This is a genomic window from Streptomyces sp. NPDC046909 (assembly GCF_040644695.1).
Lineage (GTDB): Bacteria > Actinomycetota > Actinomycetes > Streptomycetales > Streptomycetaceae > Streptomyces.
In genome coordinates, this window is sequence record NZ_JBEYXC010000019.1 from 63534 (window position 1) to 82031 (window position 18498).

The following is an 18498-nucleotide window of genomic DNA, read 5'->3' on the forward strand; positions in this document are numbered from 1 at the left end:
GTTAAAGGCCCCTCAGTCCCATTCCAGGCCGCCGCGCCGCCATACGTACGCGTACGCGACGAAGACGGTGAGCACGAAGAGCAGCATCTCCACGAGCCCGAAAACACCCAGGGCGTCGAAGGTGACGGCCCAGGGGTAGAGGAAGACGATCTCGATGTCGAAGACGATGAAGAGCATCGCCGTCAGGTAGTACTTGATGGGGAAGCGCCCGCCGCCGGCCGGCGTGGGGGTCGGCTCGATCCCGCACTCGTAGGCCTCGAGCTTGGCCCGGTTGTACCGCTTCGGACCGATCAGCGTGGCCATGACCACGGAGAAGATCGCAAAGCCTGCCCCGAGGGCTCCCAGTACGAGGATGGGCGCATACGCGTTCACCGCTCCTCGCTCCTCTCAGTCGGCACTGACTGCTGGCGATGGCGTCGGGTTCACTTCCGTCTCACCTGTCCCGCAAGTCCCGCCCGTCCCGGCGAAGATCGCGAACATGTGAAGCAGGTCACAAGCCCAACTGACCCGCATCTTATGCCCGCCGGTCTGTGATCTGCGACACGGGGTATTGCACAAGCTTTGTGATCTCCACCACCTGACGAAGGATCATGAAGTCGGATGAGCGGTGATCTTCGCACGTGAAGCGTCCGAGCGATCACGAGACGTGACATTTTGGCTCGTCGGCGCAGTTGAGAGGGGGCGTCTCAATATCAAGAGAGTTCCCTTGCATGCAAATTGGTGCTGGACGGGGCCGCTTGATAGTGCGCGGCGTTCACACGTCGGCGGGAGTCGCGCGGCGCGATGTGGACGCGTGCACGCGTTCACGAGCGGGTGAGTCGGGGGGTGCGCGCGTGACGCAGCCGCCGCTGTAACCGTTGCGTGACCTCTGCCACATCGATGAGAGACCTCTGAGAGCGGGGGTTGGCCACCTGTCCCAACCGGTGGTAGGTGCGGGGCAATTCGGACGTAACCGCGAAAGTGCGTGATCACGGCCGTGATGGGCCGCGTCCGCAATGTCCGTTACGGCGTCAATAAAGAGTGACGGAATGCGGAATTGGGGCGCCGATTGAACAACTGTGGCGCAGGACACGTTTCTTGAAGGTATGGAGGAGCCCCTGATACCGGTTGTTCTCATGTCCCACACCGCTCACATACGCAGCCACCGGAAACCCCGCCGCAGCGCGACGACTTCGATCGCCGTGCGTGCCGGAGTCGCCGGTGGCGTCCTCAGCATGGCGGCGGCGGGCGCGTCGGCCTCGGCGAGCGCCGCCGAGACCACGCAGACCCTCGAACTGCCCACCCTCACCGCCGACCTGGCCGCCCAGGTCGCCCAGTCCGCGGACGCCACACAGCAGGCGGCCGCGAACTACGAGCTCCAGGCCGAGCGTGACGCGGCAGCCGCCGCGGCCGCCAAGGAGGCCAAGAAGGACCTCGCTGAGGCGAAGAAGAAGGCCGAGGCCAAGAAGAAGGCCGAGGAGGCCCGCAAGGCCGCCGCTGAGGCCGCCGCCTCGCGTTCCTCGGAGCGGACCACCCTCTCCGCCACCACGACCGCCTCCGCGCCCGCCAGCGGCAGCGTCGCGACGGTCATCGCCTTCCTCAAGGCGCAGGTCGGCGACGCCTACGTCATGGGCGGCACCGGACCCAACGCGTGGGACTGCTCCGGTCTGGTGCAGGCCGCGTTCAAGCAGGTCGGCGTCGACCTGCCGCGCGTCTCGCAGGACCAGTCGACGGCCGGTACGCCGGTCTCGCTCTCCAACCTCCAGGTCGGCGACATCCTGTACTGGGGTTCCGCCGGCTCCGCCTACCACGTGGGCGTCTACATCGGTAACGGCCAGTACCTGGACGCGGCCAACCCGTCCAAGGGCGTCGTCATCCAGGACCTGTCCGGTTACCCGGCGACGGGCGCGGTGCGCGTACTCTGACGAGGACGCATAAAACGCGCATTCGCGTATAGAACGTCGGAAGGGCCGCAGCCGCTCGGGGGCAGCGGCCCTTCCGCCCGTCCGGCCTTGCGCCGGCCCTGACGGCTATCCGAGATCGAAGGTGTTCGGCAGTCCCAGCCGGTGGCGCACCTCGTCGATCCGTTTCAGCGGCTCCATCTCCGGCGGCCGGAACAGCTCCCACACCTCACACCGCTCGGCGTCCGAATGGTCCGCGTCCAGCAGGGCGTTGACGGCCAGCCGCGCGGACTCGTTGGCGCCCTCCATGGTCGCCAGGTCGACGTCGGTACGGACGTAGTCGCCCGCGAGGAAGAAGTTCGGCACCTTCGTGCGGGCCGTGGGGCGGTTGTAGAGCGTGCCCGTGGGATGGATGAGGAGCTGTTCGCGGTTCCGCGGGTCCGGGCCGCCTACGCCCGTCACCGCCGGGTCCATGAACCAGCCGAGCCGGTCGTCGTCGACGAGGGTCGTCTTGCCGGAGTCGTTGAGGCCGTCCTTCAGCTGGGCCCAGAGCTCGGCGACGATCTCGTCCTTCGTGCACTCCTTGGCCGTCTTCCCGTACAGGATGCCGGGCTTGTCCCATTCCGAGATGATCGCGGAGAGGCAGTCGCGGGCCTGGCCGTCGCCGTAGTCGCGCGGGAAGTCCCGGCCGTCCCAGAACTGGGCCTGGCCGACCGCCGTCACCGACCAGGGCGAGTCGAGGCAGTTGACGTGTCCGTGGACGACTGGGGTGGGCGTGCGGAGGTAGAACATCACGCCGGTCATCCAGTCCGTCCGCAGCGCGTCGCAGCGGGCGAGCTGCGGATCCGCCGCGCGCAGGGCCGAACCCCACGTCACGCGCGCGTGCTCGACGGGGAGCGCGGAGACGTAGTGGTCGGCGGTGACGGTACGTTCGTCGCCGCCGTCGCGGGCCGAGACGCGGACGCCGGTCACCCGGCCGCCGTCGTACAGGACCTCGTGGACCTGGGTGCCGAGCGCGAACTCCACGCCCAGGGAGCGCAGATGGGCCTCCCAGGGATCGATCCAGGCCTCGCTGGTGGGGGCGTTGAGCACACGGTCGACATCGGAGTCGGGGCCGTCCAGGCCGCGGCCCAGGAGACCCCACAGGATCAGGGCCTCGATGATCACGCGCCCCACCGTCCTGGTGGACGCGACCTCCGCGCGCGTGGCGACGAGGTTGCGGGTCTGGCCGATGCCCAGCACGGTCCGGTACTCCGCGCTCATCTCCCCGGCGCGGATGAAGTCCCACCAGGAGGTCTTCTCCCACTGGTCCTCCCGGCGGGCGTCGCAGCTGGTCAGATGGACCAGGACCCGGTCGGCGAAGTAGGCGGCCTCGTGGGCGGGGAGGTTGGTGGCGAGGTCCAGGACGGAGAGGATCTGGTCGCGGATCCAGAGCGGGGTGAGGTCGCCGGGCGCCGGCGGGGTGGTGGCGCGGCGCAACGGGAAGTGCAGGTCGGGGCGTCCGTCCGAGCGGGCGAACAACTCCTCGGTCGCGTTGCGGAGGTTGTCGCGGACGCCGCCCGCGTTGCCGGGGACGGGGATGCGGCGCATGGTGTCCGGCAGGTTCCGGTAGAAGCCGGGGAAGAACCGGAAGCCGTGTTCGGCGGGGAGGTCCGCGCGGCCGCCGGCCGCGGTGCCGGGGACGGGCATCGAGCGGGCCTTGCCGCCGAGGACGTCGTAGTACTCGAGGACGGTGACGGCGTAGCCGCGTTCGGCGAGTTCATGGGCGGCGCTGAGACCGGAGACGCCACCGCCGAGGACGACGACCCGCTTGCCGCCGGGAGAGGCGTGCGCGCTCCCGGCGGGCCATAACGCGAGCGCGCCGGCACCGGCCAGTGCCGCGCTCCCCGTACCGGCCAGGAACCGTCTGCGGGTGTGGCCCCGGTGCTGCTCTGTGTGTTCTGTTGTCATGGGCAACGGAGGGTAGGGAGCGGCCGCGGAGGCCGGAAGCCCGATGACCCACCGCCCACAGCATCCACACACCGAGGAGAAACGCACTCATGCCCAGCGTCTTCGTACAAGGCAGGCCCGTTGACTCGTATCCGCCGCTCGCGCCCGACGCCCGGCGCGGAAAGGTACGGCGGATCACGGAGGTCGGCGAGGAGGTCCTGCACAAGCCGTGCCGTGACGTGACCGAGTTCGGGCCCGATCTCGCCGCGCTCATCGACGACATGTTCCTGACGATGTACATCGCGGACGGGGCCGGACTCGCGGCGAACCAAGTCGGCGTCGATCTGCGGCTGTTCGTGTACGACTGCCTGGACGACGACGGGGTCCGGCACGTCGGGCACATCGTCAACCCGGTCCTCGACGCCCTCGACCCCGCCGGTCGCAGGCTGCTCGACGACAGCGAAGGGTGTCTGTCAGTGCCGGGTGCCATCATGGACGTACCGCGCCCGGACCGGGCCGTCGTGCGCGGGTACGACAAGGACGGGGCGCCGCTCGTCATCGAGGGCACGGGGTACTTCGCCCGCTGCCTGGAGCACGAGACCGACCACTGCGGCGGGCACGTCTACCTGGACCGGCTCTCCAGGCGGGACCGCAAGGCGGCGCTGCGGCAGGTGGCGGACCGGCGGGACGAGGTGTTCGCGCGCCGGACCGCCAACATCGAGGCCCTGAGCAGTTAGCAGCCCTGAGCCGCTGGTCACGCCTTCGGCGCGACCTTGCTCAGCCCGTTGATGATCCGGTCCATCGCGTCGCCGCCCGTCGGGTCGGTCAGGTTCGCGAGCATCTTCAGGGTGAACTTCATGAGCAGGGGGTGGGTGAGGCCGCGCTGGGTCGCGATCTTCATGACCTTCGGGTTGCCGATGAGCTTCACGAAGGCGCGGCCCAGCGTGTAGTAGCCGCCGTAGGTGTCCTTGAGGACCTGCGGATAGCGCTGGAGCGCGATCTCACGCTGGGCCGGCGTGGCCCGCGCGTGGGCCTGGACGATGACGTCGGCGGCGATCTGGCCGGACTCCATGGCGTAGGCGATGCCCTCGCCGTTGAAGGGGTTCACCATGCCGCCGGCGTCGCCGACGAGGAGGAGGCCCTTGGTGTAGTGGGGCTGGCGGTTGAAGGCCATGGGGAGGGCGGCGCCGCGGATCGGGCCCGTCATGTTCTCCGGGGTGTAGCCCCACTCCTCCGGCATCGAGGCGCACCAGGCCTTCAGCACCTCGCGCCAGTCGAGCTCCTTGAAGGAGTCGGAGGTGTTGAGGACACCCAGGCCGACGTTCGACGTGCCGTCGCCCATGCCGAAGATCCAGCCGTAGCCGGGCAGGAGACGGGGCTCGGGGCCGCGGCGGTCCCACAGCTCCAGCCAGGACTCCAGGTAGTCGTCCTCGTGGCGCGGCGACTCGAAGTACGTCCGGACGGCCACGCCCATCGGGCGGTCCTCGCGGCGGTGCAGGCCCATCGCCAGGGAGAGGCGGGTGGAGTTGCCGTCGGCGGCGACCACGAGGGGCGCGTGGAAGGTGACCTCGCGCTTCTCGTCCCCCAGCTTGGCGTGCACGCCGGTGATCCGGCCCGTGCGGTCGTCGACGATCGGGGCACCGACGTTGCAGCGCTCGTACAGCCGGGCCCCGGCCTTCTGGGCCTGGCGGGCGAGCTGCTCGTCGAAGTCGTCACGTTTGCGGACGAGGCCGTAGTCCGGGTAGGAGGCGAGTTCCGGCCAGTCCAGCTGGAGCCGGACGCCGCCGCCGATGATGCGCAGGCCCTTGTTGCGGAGCCAGCCGGCCTCCTCGGAGATGTCGATGCCCATGGACACCAGCTGCTTGGTGGCACGCGGCGTCAGGCCGTCGCCGCACACCTTCTCGCGCGGGAACGCCGTCTTCTCCAGGAGAAGCACGTCGAGTCCGGCCTTGGCGAGGTGGTACGCGGTCGTGGAGCCCGCTGGCCCCGCGCCGACCACGATCACATCGGCGGTGTTTTCGGAGAGGGGCTCGGTCACGGCGGGATCTCCCCAAGTTCGAAATCTGCGTGCCGACCGGCACTGGACATGGGCAGTCTATTCAGCACGATTGATCACCCGGCTGAAGGGCTGCCCCGTGAACCGAGCTCTCCCCGTAGTACGGCTGCGTGTCCCCACCGATGAGGACGCCGTCGCCTGGCACCGGGTCTTCGACGACCCGGCCGTCATGGAGTTCCACGGCGGCAGGTCCGCCGAGCTGTACGTCTACGAGGAACTCACCGCCCGCCAGCGCCGGCACGACGCCGAGCTCGGGTTCTGTCTGTGGACCATGGTCGACGACACCGGCCGGGTCATCGGGTTCACCGGCGCCCAGCCGTGGCCGCAGGACTGGGGACCGAAGGGCGAGATCGAGATCGGCTGGCGGCTCGGGCGCGCGTACTGGGGCAAGGGGTACGCCACCGCGGCCGCGCAGATGACGCTGGAACGGCTCCGCGCGGCGGGCGTGGAGAAGGTCGTGGCGATGGTCAGACCCGGCAATGAGCGGTCGGTCGCGGTCACCCGGAAGCTGGGCATGGAGCTGGCGGAGACCTTCCCGCATCCGCGGTTCCAGGAGGACGCGCTGTGCTTCCGCCTCGATCTGTGACGCAACCCTGATCCGTAGCCGAACCTTGATCCGTAGCCCCACCTTGATCCGTGACACAGAGTGATAATCGGCTACAAATAAACACTCAGCGCTTCCAGGTAGCACCCCTGGGCGGTTACCCTGCCAGTACCGCTGGGGGTGACATCTGTGCGAATAACACCCAAAACGCCTGAAGTGCGCGTGCCACGGCTCGTCGGGCTGATGGCCGTGGACGCGCGCGAGACGGCCAAGGCGCAGGGCCTGTTCCTCAACGCGCCGGACCGGCAGGACTTCCACCTCACCGTCGTCGACTACGTGGTACGCCAGTACCCGCAGCCCGGTGCCGAGGTGCCGCGGGAGTCGATGGTCTACGTGTGGTTCGACTTCGGTCCGGGTGAAGGCGGCGGAGGCATGCGTGAGCCGCGCGTGCCGAAGCCGTCGGGCGGCGGGTTGCAGCGTGAGCTGGACGAACCCGGTGACCCCTGCACGGTCGGGATCGGCCCGCCCTGAGCCCCCGGGCTCCGAGCCCTCAGACCGCCTTGAAGCCCCGGTGCAGGGCCACGACCCCGCCCGTGAGGTTCCGCCACGCCACCTTCGACCAGCCGGCCTTCTGCAGGTGCTCCGCCAGCGCGGGCTGGTCCGGCCAGGCGCGGATGGACTCGGCGAGGTAGACGTACGCCTCGGGGTTGGAGGAGACCGCGCGGGCGACCGTCGGCAGGGCGCGCATCAGGTACTCGGTGTAGACGGTGCGGAAGGGCGCCCAGGTCGGGTGCGAGAACTCGCAGATCACGACCCGGCCGCCGGGCTTGGTCACCCGGTACATCTCGCGCAGTCCGGCGTCGAAGTCCTGGACGTTGCGCAACCCGAAGGAGATCGTGACGGCGTCGAAGGTGTCGTCCTTGAACGGCAGCTTCGTCGCGTCGCCCGCCGTCAGCGGCAGCCACGGGTGGTTCTTCTTGCCGACCTTGAGCATGCCGAGCGAGAAGTCGCAGGGGACGACGTACGCACCGGTCTGCGCGAAGGGCAGGGACGAGGTGGCCGTACCCGCCGCCAGGTCCAGGATCTTCTGCGCGGGCCGGGCGTCGACCGCCTTAGCGACCTCCTTGCGCCACACCCGGTCCTGGCCGAGCGACAGCACGTCGTTCGTCAGGTCGTACCGTTCCGCCACGTCGTCGAACATCGAGGCGACTTCGTGCGGCTGCTTGTTCAGGGAAGCGCGGGTCACCTCGCCATTCTTGCAGCACGCCCCCCGAAGGCCCGGCCAGGGCCCGCCCAGGGTTCGCCCAGGGCCCGCTCAGGGGAGCAGCTTCGGTTTCTTCTTCGCCGCCACGTCCTCCACCCATCCGCACGCCAGCACGAACACCGCGATCAGCACCCAGCCCCAGCCGAACATGAACCACTGGCTCTCCAGCGGCAGGTACGTCTCGAAGGCCGGCACCTTCCAGAACTGGTCGATCAGCGGCACGGCCAGGATCAGCGCGATCTCGTGCCAGAGGTAGATCGTCACCGCGCGCGCGTTGAAGACCGTCACCACCCGGTCGAGCCGCTTGAAACGGGTCAGCCACGCGAAGTCGATCCCGAAGTGCGCCTTGGCCCAGAACAGGATCATCACGAACCCCGCCGACCAGAAGGCCTGCGCGAGCGGGATCTCGTCGAGGTCGTACGTGCCGACCTCGCCCTGGTGCGAGAACGCGTACCAGCCGCCGTACGCCATCGCGGCCAGCGACAGGATCGCGACCAGCGCCGGCTTCAGCCGCTCCAGCACCCCGTCCCGGTGTGCGAAGCCGAGGATCCAGCAGAAGAGGTACGTCGAGAAGTCCCACATCTCGTTGCCGAGCCGCCCCTCGGGGCCGGACCACACGAAGTTGAGGACCAGGATCGGAGCGAGGGACAGGATCAGCACCGGGATCCGGGCGAGCCGGAACACCTTCAGCAGCAGCGGGGACAGCAGCACGAACCAGAGGTACGTCCGCAGGTACCAGAGGATCTCCCAGGCCTGGACGCCCCATTTGTTGCCCGGTGGATCACCGAACGGGACGATCCAGAAGACGATGTTGTAGTGCGTCGGCATCCAGCCGTGGATCAGCATCGCGAGCACCACGAAGAAGCCCCAGAACCAGAACGGGGGCAGCAGGCGCCGCAGACGGCTCTTCACCACCTTGAACGCCGGCCGCTCCAGGGACTTCGCCATCAGCGTGCCCGCGAGGCCGAACATGATCCCCATGGACGGGAAGACCATGCCGCACCAGGCCCACCCGAAGGTGTGGTACGTGACGACGCGGATCAGCGCGACGGCCCGCAGGGTGTCGAAGTAGCGGTCGCGGCCGGCGGGTTTGGGCGGCGGCTTCTCCTCCGCCACCTCCTCCACGTCCGGCTTCTCCCCTGCGACCGCTACTTCGGGCTCGGGGGCGGGCTCGGGTTCCGGCTCGACCGGCGGCAGCGGAGCGGTCTGCTCCACCGCCACCGGTTGCCCGTGATCCACGTACTGCTGCTGCGGGTAAGGCTGTTGGGGGTACGGCTGCTGCACATACTGCGGCTGCTGATAGCCGCTGTAGTCGTAACCCTGCTGGTAACCGGACTGGTACCCCTGCTGCGGATAGCCCTGTTGCGGATACCCCTGCTGCTGCTCCCAGCTCATCTCAGCTCGCCCCCGCCGGAGTTCCGACCTCGCCGGTCCGCTTGAGCTTCTGCCACCTGAGACGGCCACCCGTGAGGGCCGTGATGCAGGAGTGGATGAGGACGAGGTACATCATCTGGCGGTAGGCCAGTTGCTGGAGCGGCATCATCAGGAGATAGCGGTACTTCTCCTTGTCCAGCCTGAACGCGTACGCGGCGCAGACCAGTTGGATGCCCAGGACCGCGAGCCACGCGTACAGCGCCGCCTGGAAGTCGATGAAGATCATCGAGTACGCGGTGAAGACGTCGATCAGCGGGGCGAAGACCGGCGTGATGATCTGGAAGATCACCACCAGCGGCATCCCGACCCGGCCGAAGCGGCCCGAAGGACCCTTGTCCGTCAGGGACTTGCGGTGCTTCCACAGCGCCTGCATGGTGCCGTACGACCAGCGGTAGCGCTGGGACCACAGCTGCTTGAGCGAACCGGGCGCCTCCGTCCAGGCCTTGGCGTGCTCCTGGTAGACGACCCGCCAGCCCGCGCGGTGCATGGCGATGGTGATGTCGGTGTCCTCGGCGAGGGTGTCCTCGCTCATGCCGCCGACCTGGAGGACCGCGTCCCGGCGGAACGCGCCGATCGCGCCCGGGATCGTCGGCATGCAGCGCAGCAGGTCGTACATGCGGCGGTCGAGGTTGAAGCCCATCACGTACTCGATGTGCTGCCAGGCTCCGATGACCGTGTTGCGGTTGCCGACCTTGGCGTTGCCGGCGACCGCGCCGACCTCGGGGTCGGCGAAGGGCTGCACCAGCTGGTGGACGGCGTCCGGCTCGAAGACGGTGTCGCCGTCCATCATGATGACGATGTCGTAACTGGCGTTGCGGACACCGTTGTTGAGGGCGGCGGGCTTGCCCGCGTTCTCCTGCCGGATGACCCTGACGTTCGTCATGCCGAGTTCGTAGGCGGCTTGGCGCGAGATCTCCGACGTGCCGTCCGTCGACCCGTCGTCGACGACGATGATCTCGATCGGATGGGTGCTCTGCGCCAGCGACTTCAGCGTGTTGGCGATGCACTCCTTCTCGTTGTACGCCGGGACGATCACGCTCACCGGGCCGGTGACGGTCGGTCCCCAGCTGAAGCGGCGTTTGTTGCGCTGTCTGTAGTGGCGGCGGGCGAGGATCAGCATCATCCCGAACCGGCCCATGACGGCGACGCCGACGACCATCAGCCCGACCGACAGGGCGGGTACGGCGTACTCGGCGACGGCGACGGCGGCGAGCAGGGCCTTGCCCTCGTAGAGGGTCGCGCCGGTGGCCTCGCGGTGGGCGGCCTGGAGGTTGGAGGCGCCGTTCGGGGCCTGACCGGCGGCGGCTCCACCGGGCTGCTGGCCACCGACTTGGGCGTTCCCCGCCTGCGCGTTTCCGGCCTGCGCGTTTCCGGCCTGGGCGTTGCCCGACTGCTCCTTCTCGATGACCCCGCTGATGGTGGTGAAGGTGTACCCCTTCGCCTTCATCTTCTCGATGTACTGGGGCAGCGCCTTCATCGTCTGGTCGCGGTCGCCGCCGGCGTCGTGGAAGAGGACGGACGCGCCCTCGCCGTCGTCCGGAGTCGCCCACTTGACGATCTTCGAGACGCCCGGCTTCTTCCAGTCGTCGCTGTCGGTGTCGACGAAGACGCTGGTGTAGCCGTCCTCGCCGAGCTTCTCGTAGACGGGCCAGCTGTAGTTGTCGATGGCGTCCGTCTCCGAGGAGTACGGCGCGCGGAAGAGCGTGGTGGTGATGCCGGCCGCGCCCGCGAGCGCCAACTGGGTCTGTTCCATCTCGCGGTTGACGCGGGCGTCGCTCTGGTACGAGAGGTCGACGTGGGTGAAGGTGTGGATGCCCACCTCGTTGCCCTGATCGACCATGTCCTTGACGATGCCCGGGTAGCGCGAGACCGCCGAGCCGACCACGAAGAACGTCGCGGGGACGTCGTACTTCTCCAGGATCTTCAACACCTGGGGCGTATACGTCGGGTTGGGGCCGTCGTCGAAGGTCAGGGCGATGGTCTTGTCCGGGACGGACATCGTCGTCGCCTGTCCGCCGCGGAAGCTGATGATCGGGCCGCCGTTGAGGATCTTGTCCGGGACCTTGCTGGAGCTCGCCCCGTCGCGGACCCGCTCGTCGCCGCCGACCTCGGCGCGCAGATAGCCGTCGAGCAGCATCACGCTGGTCAGAGCGAGCAGGAGGAGGAGGGCGAGGAGGACGCGGGGCTTCTGGAGCGCCGCGGCCTTGCCCGCCGCCTTGCCCAGGCGGGTGGGGGCGCGGCGGCGGCCGCGGGTGGGAGTCGAAGTAGTCATGACGGTGGCTGCGCTCCGGTCAGTTGGCGGTCGCGGAGGCGGACGGCGTGGGCACGCCCGAGGGCAGCGCCGGCGGAGTGCCGGTCGGCTTCACGGTGTTGCCGACTCCGCCCTGCGGCTGGACGCCGGGGCCGTTGCCGTTCTGCACGCCCGGACCGCCCTGTCCGCCGTTGCCGAAGGGCAGCAGCGAGGACGGGTTCGAGGTGCCGATGCCCATGAAGGCCAGGCCCAGGACGACGGCGTACCCCACACACAGGACCCCGACGAGGAGACCGATCCGGCGCAGCAGCTTGGAGCGGCGTCCGGAGTTGTCAACGAACACGGGTCCGTCGGCGGACTCGTTGCCGCGGCGTTTGCGGCGGCGACCACGTTCGGCGCGGTTTTCGATGGCAGGCTCGGAATGCATTCCCCGGACGGTAGAGAGTCTTTATGTGTCCAAAACTCAGGAATCCATGTGAGGCGCGTATGAGAAACGTCTTAACCTGTCTCTTCTCTGAGAGTTCGCTGGAACGGCTGCGTAACTCCAGGGGAAGGGAAAGGGGTTGATTGTCCGGTTCGAGCCACCGGAATGCCCGATTCGTTCGCGCTCTCCCATGCGCCCTCTGTGTAAATCCTGTCCTCATGAAGCTCAGGCTCGTGTGAGACATTTCCACTCGGCCACCACAGTTTGTTTCCATCCTGAGACAGAAATCACGAGAGCGGGTGCAGAGGAATGCGGCGTTTCCTGAGGCCGGCCGCGGGGCTGAGTTGCCTGTTTGCCCTGGCCACGGCGGGTTGTTCCGCGAACACCGACACCACGTCGGAGGCAACGCCGACCCAGTCCGCCGAGCCCTCCGAGGAGACGGCGTCGACCACCTCGTACGCCCCCTACGTCAGCGCCACGGAGGCCTCCGCCAATGACTCGGCCGGGTCGCCGACGACGTACAACCTCGCCTTCGTGATCGCGGACGGCAGTAGCTGTACGCCGATGTGGAACGGTACGAAGGCGATCGGCAACTCCGCTGTGGCGTCCCGGATTTCGCAGCTCAAGGCGGACGGGGCGAGTGTGCGGGTGTCCTTCGGCGGGGCGTCCGGTACGGAGTTGGCGGAGGCGTGCGGCAGTGCGTCGGCGCTTGCCGCGGCGTACGGGGCGGCGCTCGACGCGGCCGGGTCCACGCAGGCCGACTTCGATGTCGAGGGGGACACGCTGACGGACTCCGACTCGGTGGAACTGCGGTCCGAGGCCATCGCGTTGCTCCAGAAGGAGCGGAGTGACCTCACCGTCTCCTTCACGCTGCCTGTCATGCCGTCGGGGCTCGATGACGACAGCGTCGCGCTGCTGGAGGCGGCCAACAACAGTGCGGTGCAGGTGTCGACGGTCAACCTCATGACCATGAACTACGGCGAGTCGTACGACGGGGACATGGGGGACTACGCGGTCACCGCGGCGACGGCGGCGCACACGCAGTTGATGGATGTCTTCGGAACGTCTGACGACGTGGCGTGGAAGGGGATGGCGTTGACGTCGATGATCGGCACGAATGACGTCGACGGCGAGACGTTCACGTTGTCGGACGCGGCTCAGGTGCGGGCGTTCGCGGAGGAGAAGGAGGTCGCGTGGGTGTCGATGTGGTCGACGTTCCGGGATCAGGAGTGCGAGGAGGGGGAATCCGGTGAGGACGACGCGTTGACCAATTGCAGTGGGGTGGAACAGAGTTCGGGGGCGTTCGCGGAGGCGTTCGCGGAGAACTAACGCCTGCGGTGCACGAGTCGGCCCGCGCACACCGTCGCGACGCACTCGCCCTTCTCGTCGAAGACCGCCAAGTCCGCGCGGCCCGCCTCCCTGAGCGGTGTCGCCTGGATTCGCTCGACCATCAGTACGTCGTTCCGCTCGGCCGCCGCGCGGAGTTCGGGTGTATCGGCGTACTCCACCAGGATCGTCGTCGCACCCGACTTCAGTACGGCGTGGATGATCTCGCGCGGGGTCGGGGTGTCCGGGAGGGGGCTCACGAAGTTGCGGGCGGGGCCCAGGATGCCGGGCCAGACGCGGACGCGGGCGGTCGGGAAGCGTTCGCGGAGTTCGTCCAGGGTGCCGATGGCGGCGATACGGTCCCGTTCCACCAGGACCGCACCGCCCTTGATCGGCTCCGAGGACCAGCTGCACCTGACCTCGTCCGCGGCGTGAATCGTCAGCACAGGTACGTCAGTTGGACGCGAGGATCTTCAGCTCGGGATGTGCCGTGCCGCCCTCGATCGCCGTGGACGAGATGTGGGACACGATCCGCTTGTCGACCGGGTCGTTCGCCGGGTCGTCGTGGACGACGAGGTGCTCGTACGTGGTGGAGCGCTGGGCCGGGACCCGTCCCGCCGTACGGATCATGTCGATCATTTCCTGGAGGTTGGAGCGGTGCTTGGCACCGGCCGCCGAGACGACGTTCTCCTCCAGCATGATCGAGCCGAGGTCGTCCGCGCCGTAGTGCAGGGTCAGCTGCCCCGCGTCCTGCCCGGTGGTGAGCCAGGAGCCCTGGATGTGGGCGATGTTGTCCATGAAGAGCCGGGAGATGGCGATCATTCGGAGGTACTCGAAGATCGTGGCCTGGGTGCGGCCCTTCAGGTGGTTGTTCATCGGCTGGTAGAGGTACGGGATGAAGGCCCGGAAGCCCCCGGTCCGGTCCTGGACGTCACGGATCATCCGCAGGTGCTCGATGCGCTCGGCGTTGGTCTCGCCCGTGCCCATCAGCATTGTGGACGTGGACTCCACGCCCAGGTTGTGCGCGGTCTCCATGATCTCCAGCCAGCGCTCGCCGCTCTCCTTGAGGGGCGCGATCGCCTTGCGGGGGCGCTCGGGGAGCAGCTCCGCGCCGGCGCCCGCGAAGGAGTCGAGGCCGGCGGCGTGAATCCGCTGGATCGCCTCCTCCACCGTCACCTTGGAGATCCGGGCCATGTGCTCGACCTCGGACGCGCCCAGCGAGTGGATCACCAGCTGCGGGTACGCCTGCTTGATCGCGGCGAAGTGCTTCTCGTAGTACTCGACGCCGTAGTCCGGGTGGTGGCCGCCCTGGAACATGATCTGCGTACCGCCCAGCTCGACGGTCTCCGCGCAGCGGCGCAGGATGTCGTCGAGGTCGCGCGTCCAGCCCTTGTCCTTGGCGGTGGGCGGGGCGTAGAACGCGCAGAACTTGCACGCCGTCACGCAGACGTTCGTGTAGTTGATGTTCCGCTCGATGATGTACGTCGCGATGTGCTCGGTCCCGGCGTACCGACGACGTCGTACGGCGTCGGCGGCGGCGCCCAGCGCGTGCAGCGGGGCGTCGCGGTAGAGGTCGAGCGCCTCCTCCGGAGTGATCCGCCCACCGGCGGCGGCGCGGTCGAGGACGGACTGAAGGTCGGCCTTCTCGGTCACCGGGGCGTCCCTTTCGTCAAGGGTTGTGGACGGAACCATCCGTAGTGGACGGACTCCGCCAGCCTACGCCAGGGCGTCATCGACACCGACGTCAGGCCGCGTACGCCCCGATCAGCACTCCCACGAACGCCCCCGCGATCATGAACGGCCCGAACGCGATCGCCGTCTTGCGCCCGGCCTTCCGTACGGCGACCAGGCCACCGGCGTAGAGGCCCCCGAGCAGGAACCCGGCGAAGGTGCCCAGCATGAGCGTCGGCCAGCCGTACCAGCCGAGCACCGCGCCCAGGCCCAGGGCCAGCTTCACATCGCCGAAGGCCATGCCCGCGGGGTTGATCAGGAACAGCACGAAGTAGCCACCGGCGAGCGCGAGGCAGCCGTAGAGCGCCGTCAGCCACTCCCCCGCGTGTTCGGGCACCAGCGCGACCGCCCCGAGGAGCACCAGCGCGGCGCCCGCGAGGGGCAGCGTCAGCGGGTCCGGCAGCCGCTTCACCCGGAAGTCCACGACCGTGAGCAGAACGCAGACGGGCGCGAGCAGCAGCCACACCCCGATCTCGGGCCGGGTGCCGGTCGCGGTGGCGAGCGCGGCGCTGATGAGGGCGGTCGCGACGGAGAGAAGGACCGCCGAAGGGCCGTACGTCTTCTGTGGGCACTTTCCGCAGCGCCCCCGCCCGAGCCAGCCCCGGAGCGGATGCCCCTCCGGACACGCTTCCCGCCAGTCCTCCCCCGCCGGGGCGGAGAACCGATAGGCCGCTCTCGGCAGCAGCGCGCCCGCCGCCGCGCCCCACAGCGCGGCGGCGATCACCAGCGGAACCGTCAGGTCGGTCATCCCACGGCCGTCATCCGACCGCCGCGACGCCGTCGCGCCACGTCGGCAGGAGCTCGTCGAGCAGGGCCTCGGTGCGCGGGGGCAGTCCGCGGGCACCGCTGCGGGCGATGAGGTCCGCGGCGAGGGCCTGGAGGCGGGCGGTGTCGCCGGTGGCGTGGGTGGCGCGGAGGAGTTCGTGCCAGAGGCGCTCGTCGCCGGGGGCGGAGTTGAGGGCGGCGGCGAGGGCCTCGATGGCCTTCTCCGCGCGGTCCTTGACGAGGTGGAACTCGGAGAGCGCGAGGCCGATGTCCGCGACGAGGAGCGGGAGTTGGGCGTCGATGATCTCGTGGGTGAGCCAGCGGTAGCGGCCCTCGGGCCGGTCGGCGAGGAGCGGACCGCGGACGAGGACGAGCGCGTCGGTGAGCAGGCGCCCGCGCACGGCACGGCTGTCGACCCCACGCCCCTGGGTGGCCTCGTGGTAGAGGGAGCGCAGGACGTCGAGGTCGGAGACGACGGACTTGGCGAGGGTGAGCCGGCCGGTCGAGTCGGTCCGGAGCCGGGGGCTGCCGTCGGGGTCGGTGCCGAGCCAGGCGCGGAGCCGGTCGAGGAGCGCCTCGCGGACGTCGTCGGTGACACCGCGCGGCCACAGCGCGGAGGACAGCACGCGCGGGTGCACGCCCTCGCGGTGCAGGAGGAGCAGCGCGAGCGCCTCGTGGAGGAGTGCGCTGCGGTCGCCGTCGGGGGTGTCGAGGCCGATGATCTCGTACGGCCCCACGAGCCGCGCGTACACCGCGGGCCGCCCCTGCTCGCTGATGTCGACGAGGAACGGCGGGGTGTTGACGGGCCCGTCGGGGTTGCCGTCGGGGTCGGCCTGGACGAACAGTTCGACGACCGCGCGCTGCTGGGTGACGGGGAGGAGCTGGGCGTCGAGTTCGAGGCCGAGCAGCGGGGCGAGGAGCTTGCCCTCGCCGGTGATCTCCATCTCCCAGGCGGCGCCGGGCAGCGAGCCGCTCTCGGTGCCGACGAGGTAGCCAATGCCGAGCCGCCCCGCGTCGGCGGCGAGTTCGGCGAGCTTGACCGCGTCGTCGGCGGAGGGCTGGGCGGCGAGGAGGACGAGGTGCGGGGCCCAACGGGTGTGCTGGGCGGGCCCGGTACGGCCGGTGAGCACGGAGTCGTGACCGGCGGCGCCGAGCGCTCCGCGCCGCTGCCGGGTCTCGGCCTCCATCGCCTCGATGAGATCGTCGATCCCGTCGAGGTGGCGGAGCCGGTTGGGCGCGAGCGGGGTGAGGTCCTCGCCGAAGCCGACGAGGGTGATGGTCATGCGGTCCGACCAGCCGTTGGTGGCCAGTTCGGCGGCGACGGACGCGAAGACGGCGGCCCGGTCGGCCTCACGGCCGGCGAGGGAGACGATGCCGGGCACGGACTCCAGGTTGAGCAGCAGCCGGGAGTCGTCCATGGTGCCGAGGCTGACGAGGCCGGGGTACGGGGCGGCGGCGTCGACGTCCTGGTACCGCTCGGCGTCGGTGCGCGCCAGCATCCAGAACGTCTGGTCCTGCCCGAGCTGCCAGGGGGCGGGCGGGTTCCCGGACGGCTGGGCGAGCTGGAGATGAAGGTCGCCGTTGTTGCCGAGCCAGGCCGCGTACACGACGGGCAGCGGGCGCGACTCCCCGGCGAGAGAGGCGGCCAGCCCGCGCAGGGCCAGGTCCAGCAGTCGTACGCCCTCGGGGTCCGCGCCCACCAGCAGCGCGTCGTGCACATCGGCGGCGTCGCCGGTCGGCGTGGGCGGCTCCATACCGCGCCGCCCGCCGACGGCACCGAAGGCCGACTGCCACAGGGCCTGCCGGCGACGGCGGCCGAGGGCACCGAGGAGACCGGCGGCGAGGAGGGGGGCGCCGACGAGGGCCTGCGGGAGGCCGAAGGCGTCGGAGGCGGTGGTGCTGGTGGCGGAGGCGTGCTGCTGGTTCTGCTGGTGGCCGGTCTGCTGGTCGGGGGCGGGCCGCTGCTCGGGGAGGGAGACCTGGGTGGCACCCTGCGCGTGGCCGCCGCCCCCTCCTGCCTGGTCGCCGCCGGCCTTGGCGTAGTCGTGGAGCTGCTGCTGGGCGGCGGGGCCGCCGGACGCCGCGGGCATCTCGACGAGGTCGCCGCCGCGCGCGTCGCCGGGCATCTCCATGATCCAGCCGGGCCGGATGAGGCTGGCCTCGGACAGCTTGGAGCCGTCCGGCTGCACCCGGTCCTTGTTGAGGTCGAAGATCTCCTTGTACCGGCGCCCGTCGCCGAGATGCCGCTCCGCGATCTCCCAGAGGGAGTCGTGATGCCGGCCCTCGGGCGGCTGGATCCGGTAGTACTTCGTGTCCTCGGCCTTGGACGAACCGCCCTGCGCGTCGGCGTGCGAGGCGGCGTTGGAGGCCTGCTCGGCGAGAGCGGCGGCGGTACTGGCAGCCTGCTCCTGCTGCTGGGCGAAGAGCCCACCGGGGGTCGCCTCGGCGGTGGCGACGGTCCCCCGCTGATTCCCCTCAAGGCTGTGCCCGAGCTGCGACAGCCCCGGGGTGAGGCTGGCCGCGGTGGCACCGATGAGGAGCAGCGCGGCGACGAGCTGCCGGGCGAGGATCTGACTGGGCCCGGCACCGGGAACGCGCCCGGGAACGCCGACACCGGAAACGGCGGCCTTTATCTCCACCAGCACGCAAGCGGTGAACTGCGCCCACGCCAACCACACGATGACGGTCAGGATGTGCAGGAACGTCCCGACGGTGATCTCCTGCTGCAACCAGTCCAGGCTGGGCACGCCATTGGGCAACGGCCATCCCACACTGACGGCCAGCGCCCCCGGCACTCCCACGACCAGCACGAGCAGCGCGACGAACGCGAAGAACGCCTTGACGAAGTCACCGAACGTCCGCCGCCTGATCCGCACGGCCTGCGGCGTCCGGTT

16 protein-coding genes are annotated in these 18498 nt (G+C 69.5%); 5 read left to right on the forward strand and 11 right to left on the reverse strand.

Features of this window, described 5'->3' with window-relative positions:
- Positions 1-12 precede the first annotated feature (12 nt).
- Positions 13-372, reverse strand: coding sequence for an NADH-quinone oxidoreductase subunit A (locus tag ABZ928_RS43425; RefSeq protein ID WP_007383963.1), 360 nt, complete (start codon positions 370-372; stop codon positions 13-15).
- A 713-nt stretch (positions 373-1085) separates the two neighbouring features.
- Between ABZ928_RS43425 and ABZ928_RS43430 the strand changes: the two genes are divergently transcribed.
- Complete coding sequence (locus tag ABZ928_RS43430; protein WP_361532086.1) at positions 1086-1904, forward strand: C40 family peptidase; 819 nt, start codon at positions 1086-1088, stop codon at positions 1902-1904.
- Between the two features lie 105 nt (positions 1905-2009).
- Here ABZ928_RS43430 and ABZ928_RS43435 read toward each other — a convergent pair whose 3' ends face one another.
- A complete protein-coding gene (locus ABZ928_RS43435) occupies positions 2010-3830 on the reverse strand; it encodes an FAD-dependent oxidoreductase (protein WP_361532089.1) in 1821 nt (606 codons plus the stop codon).
- Positions 3831-3919: 89 nt separating this feature from the next.
- Here ABZ928_RS43435 and def point away from each other — a divergent pair, with 89 nt between their 5' ends.
- On the forward strand, positions 3920-4546 hold the full coding sequence (def, locus tag ABZ928_RS43440) for a peptide deformylase (protein ID WP_361532092.1): 627 nt from the start codon (positions 3920-3922) through the stop codon (positions 4544-4546).
- Between the two features lie 17 nt (positions 4547-4563).
- Here the strand turns inward: def and ABZ928_RS43445 are convergent, their stop codons facing one another.
- The gene (locus ABZ928_RS43445; protein WP_361532095.1) at positions 4564-5847 is read right to left on the reverse strand and encodes a geranylgeranyl reductase family protein; all 1284 of its coding nucleotides are present in this window, start codon (positions 5845-5847) and stop codon (positions 4564-4566) included.
- A gap of 97 nt (positions 5848-5944) precedes the next feature.
- Between ABZ928_RS43445 and ABZ928_RS43450 the strand changes: the two genes are divergently transcribed.
- Positions 5945-6451: a GNAT family N-acetyltransferase gene (locus ABZ928_RS43450; protein ID WP_361532098.1), complete on the forward strand. Its 507-nt coding sequence runs from the start codon at positions 5945-5947 to the stop codon at positions 6449-6451.
- Between the two features lie 174 nt (positions 6452-6625).
- On the forward strand, positions 6626-6940 hold the full coding sequence (locus ABZ928_RS43455) for a PASTA domain-containing protein (RefSeq protein WP_361532101.1): 315 nt from the start codon (positions 6626-6628) through the stop codon (positions 6938-6940).
- A 19-nt stretch (positions 6941-6959) separates the two neighbouring features.
- On the opposite strand, the gene ABZ928_RS43460 is transcribed toward ABZ928_RS43455, so the two are convergent.
- The 4 genes from ABZ928_RS43460 to ABZ928_RS43475 form a co-directional block, all read right to left on the reverse strand.
- Positions 6960-7655: a demethylmenaquinone methyltransferase gene (locus tag ABZ928_RS43460; RefSeq protein WP_361532104.1), complete on the reverse strand. Its 696-nt coding sequence runs from the start codon at positions 7653-7655 to the stop codon at positions 6960-6962.
- Between the two features lie 69 nt (positions 7656-7724).
- On the reverse strand, positions 7725-9068 hold the full coding sequence (locus tag ABZ928_RS43465) for an acyltransferase (protein WP_361532107.1): 1344 nt from the start codon (positions 9066-9068) through the stop codon (positions 7725-7727).
- 1 nt (position 9069) lies between these two features.
- Entirely contained in the window at positions 9070-11379 is a 2310-nt protein-coding gene (locus tag ABZ928_RS43470) for a bifunctional polysaccharide deacetylase/glycosyltransferase family 2 protein (protein WP_361532110.1), read from the reverse strand.
- A 19-nt stretch (positions 11380-11398) separates the two neighbouring features.
- On the reverse strand, positions 11399-11785 hold the full coding sequence (locus ABZ928_RS43475) for a hypothetical protein (RefSeq protein WP_361532113.1): 387 nt from the start codon (positions 11783-11785) through the stop codon (positions 11399-11401).
- Positions 11786-12091: 306 nt separating this feature from the next.
- Here ABZ928_RS43475 and ABZ928_RS43480 point away from each other — a divergent pair, with 306 nt between their 5' ends.
- Positions 12092-13111, forward strand: a complete 1020-nt coding sequence (locus tag ABZ928_RS43480) for a chitinase (protein WP_361532116.1) — start codon at positions 12092-12094, stop codon at positions 13109-13111.
- On the opposite strand, the gene ABZ928_RS43485 is transcribed toward ABZ928_RS43480, so the two are convergent.
- The 4 genes from ABZ928_RS43485 to ABZ928_RS43500 all read right to left on the reverse strand — a co-directional run bounded on the left by ABZ928_RS43485 (position 13108) and on the right by ABZ928_RS43500 (position 18480).
- Positions 13108-13554: a hypothetical protein gene (locus tag ABZ928_RS43485; protein WP_361532119.1), complete on the reverse strand. Its 447-nt coding sequence runs from the start codon at positions 13552-13554 to the stop codon at positions 13108-13110. The genes ABZ928_RS43480 and ABZ928_RS43485 overlap by 4 nt on opposite strands.
- A gap of 7 nt (positions 13555-13561) precedes the next feature.
- A complete protein-coding gene (mqnC, locus tag ABZ928_RS43490) occupies positions 13562-14761 on the reverse strand; it encodes a cyclic dehypoxanthinyl futalosine synthase (RefSeq protein WP_361532122.1) in 1200 nt (399 codons plus the stop codon).
- 91 nt (positions 14762-14852) lie between these two features.
- Positions 14853-15587, reverse strand: a complete 735-nt coding sequence (locus tag ABZ928_RS43495; RefSeq protein ID WP_361532125.1) for an A24 family peptidase — start codon at positions 15585-15587, stop codon at positions 14853-14855.
- Between the two features lie 10 nt (positions 15588-15597).
- The gene (locus ABZ928_RS43500) at positions 15598-18480 is read right to left on the reverse strand and encodes a BTAD domain-containing putative transcriptional regulator (RefSeq protein WP_361532128.1); all 2883 of its coding nucleotides are present in this window, start codon (positions 18478-18480) and stop codon (positions 15598-15600) included.
- Positions 18481-18498: the final 18 nt, after the last annotated feature.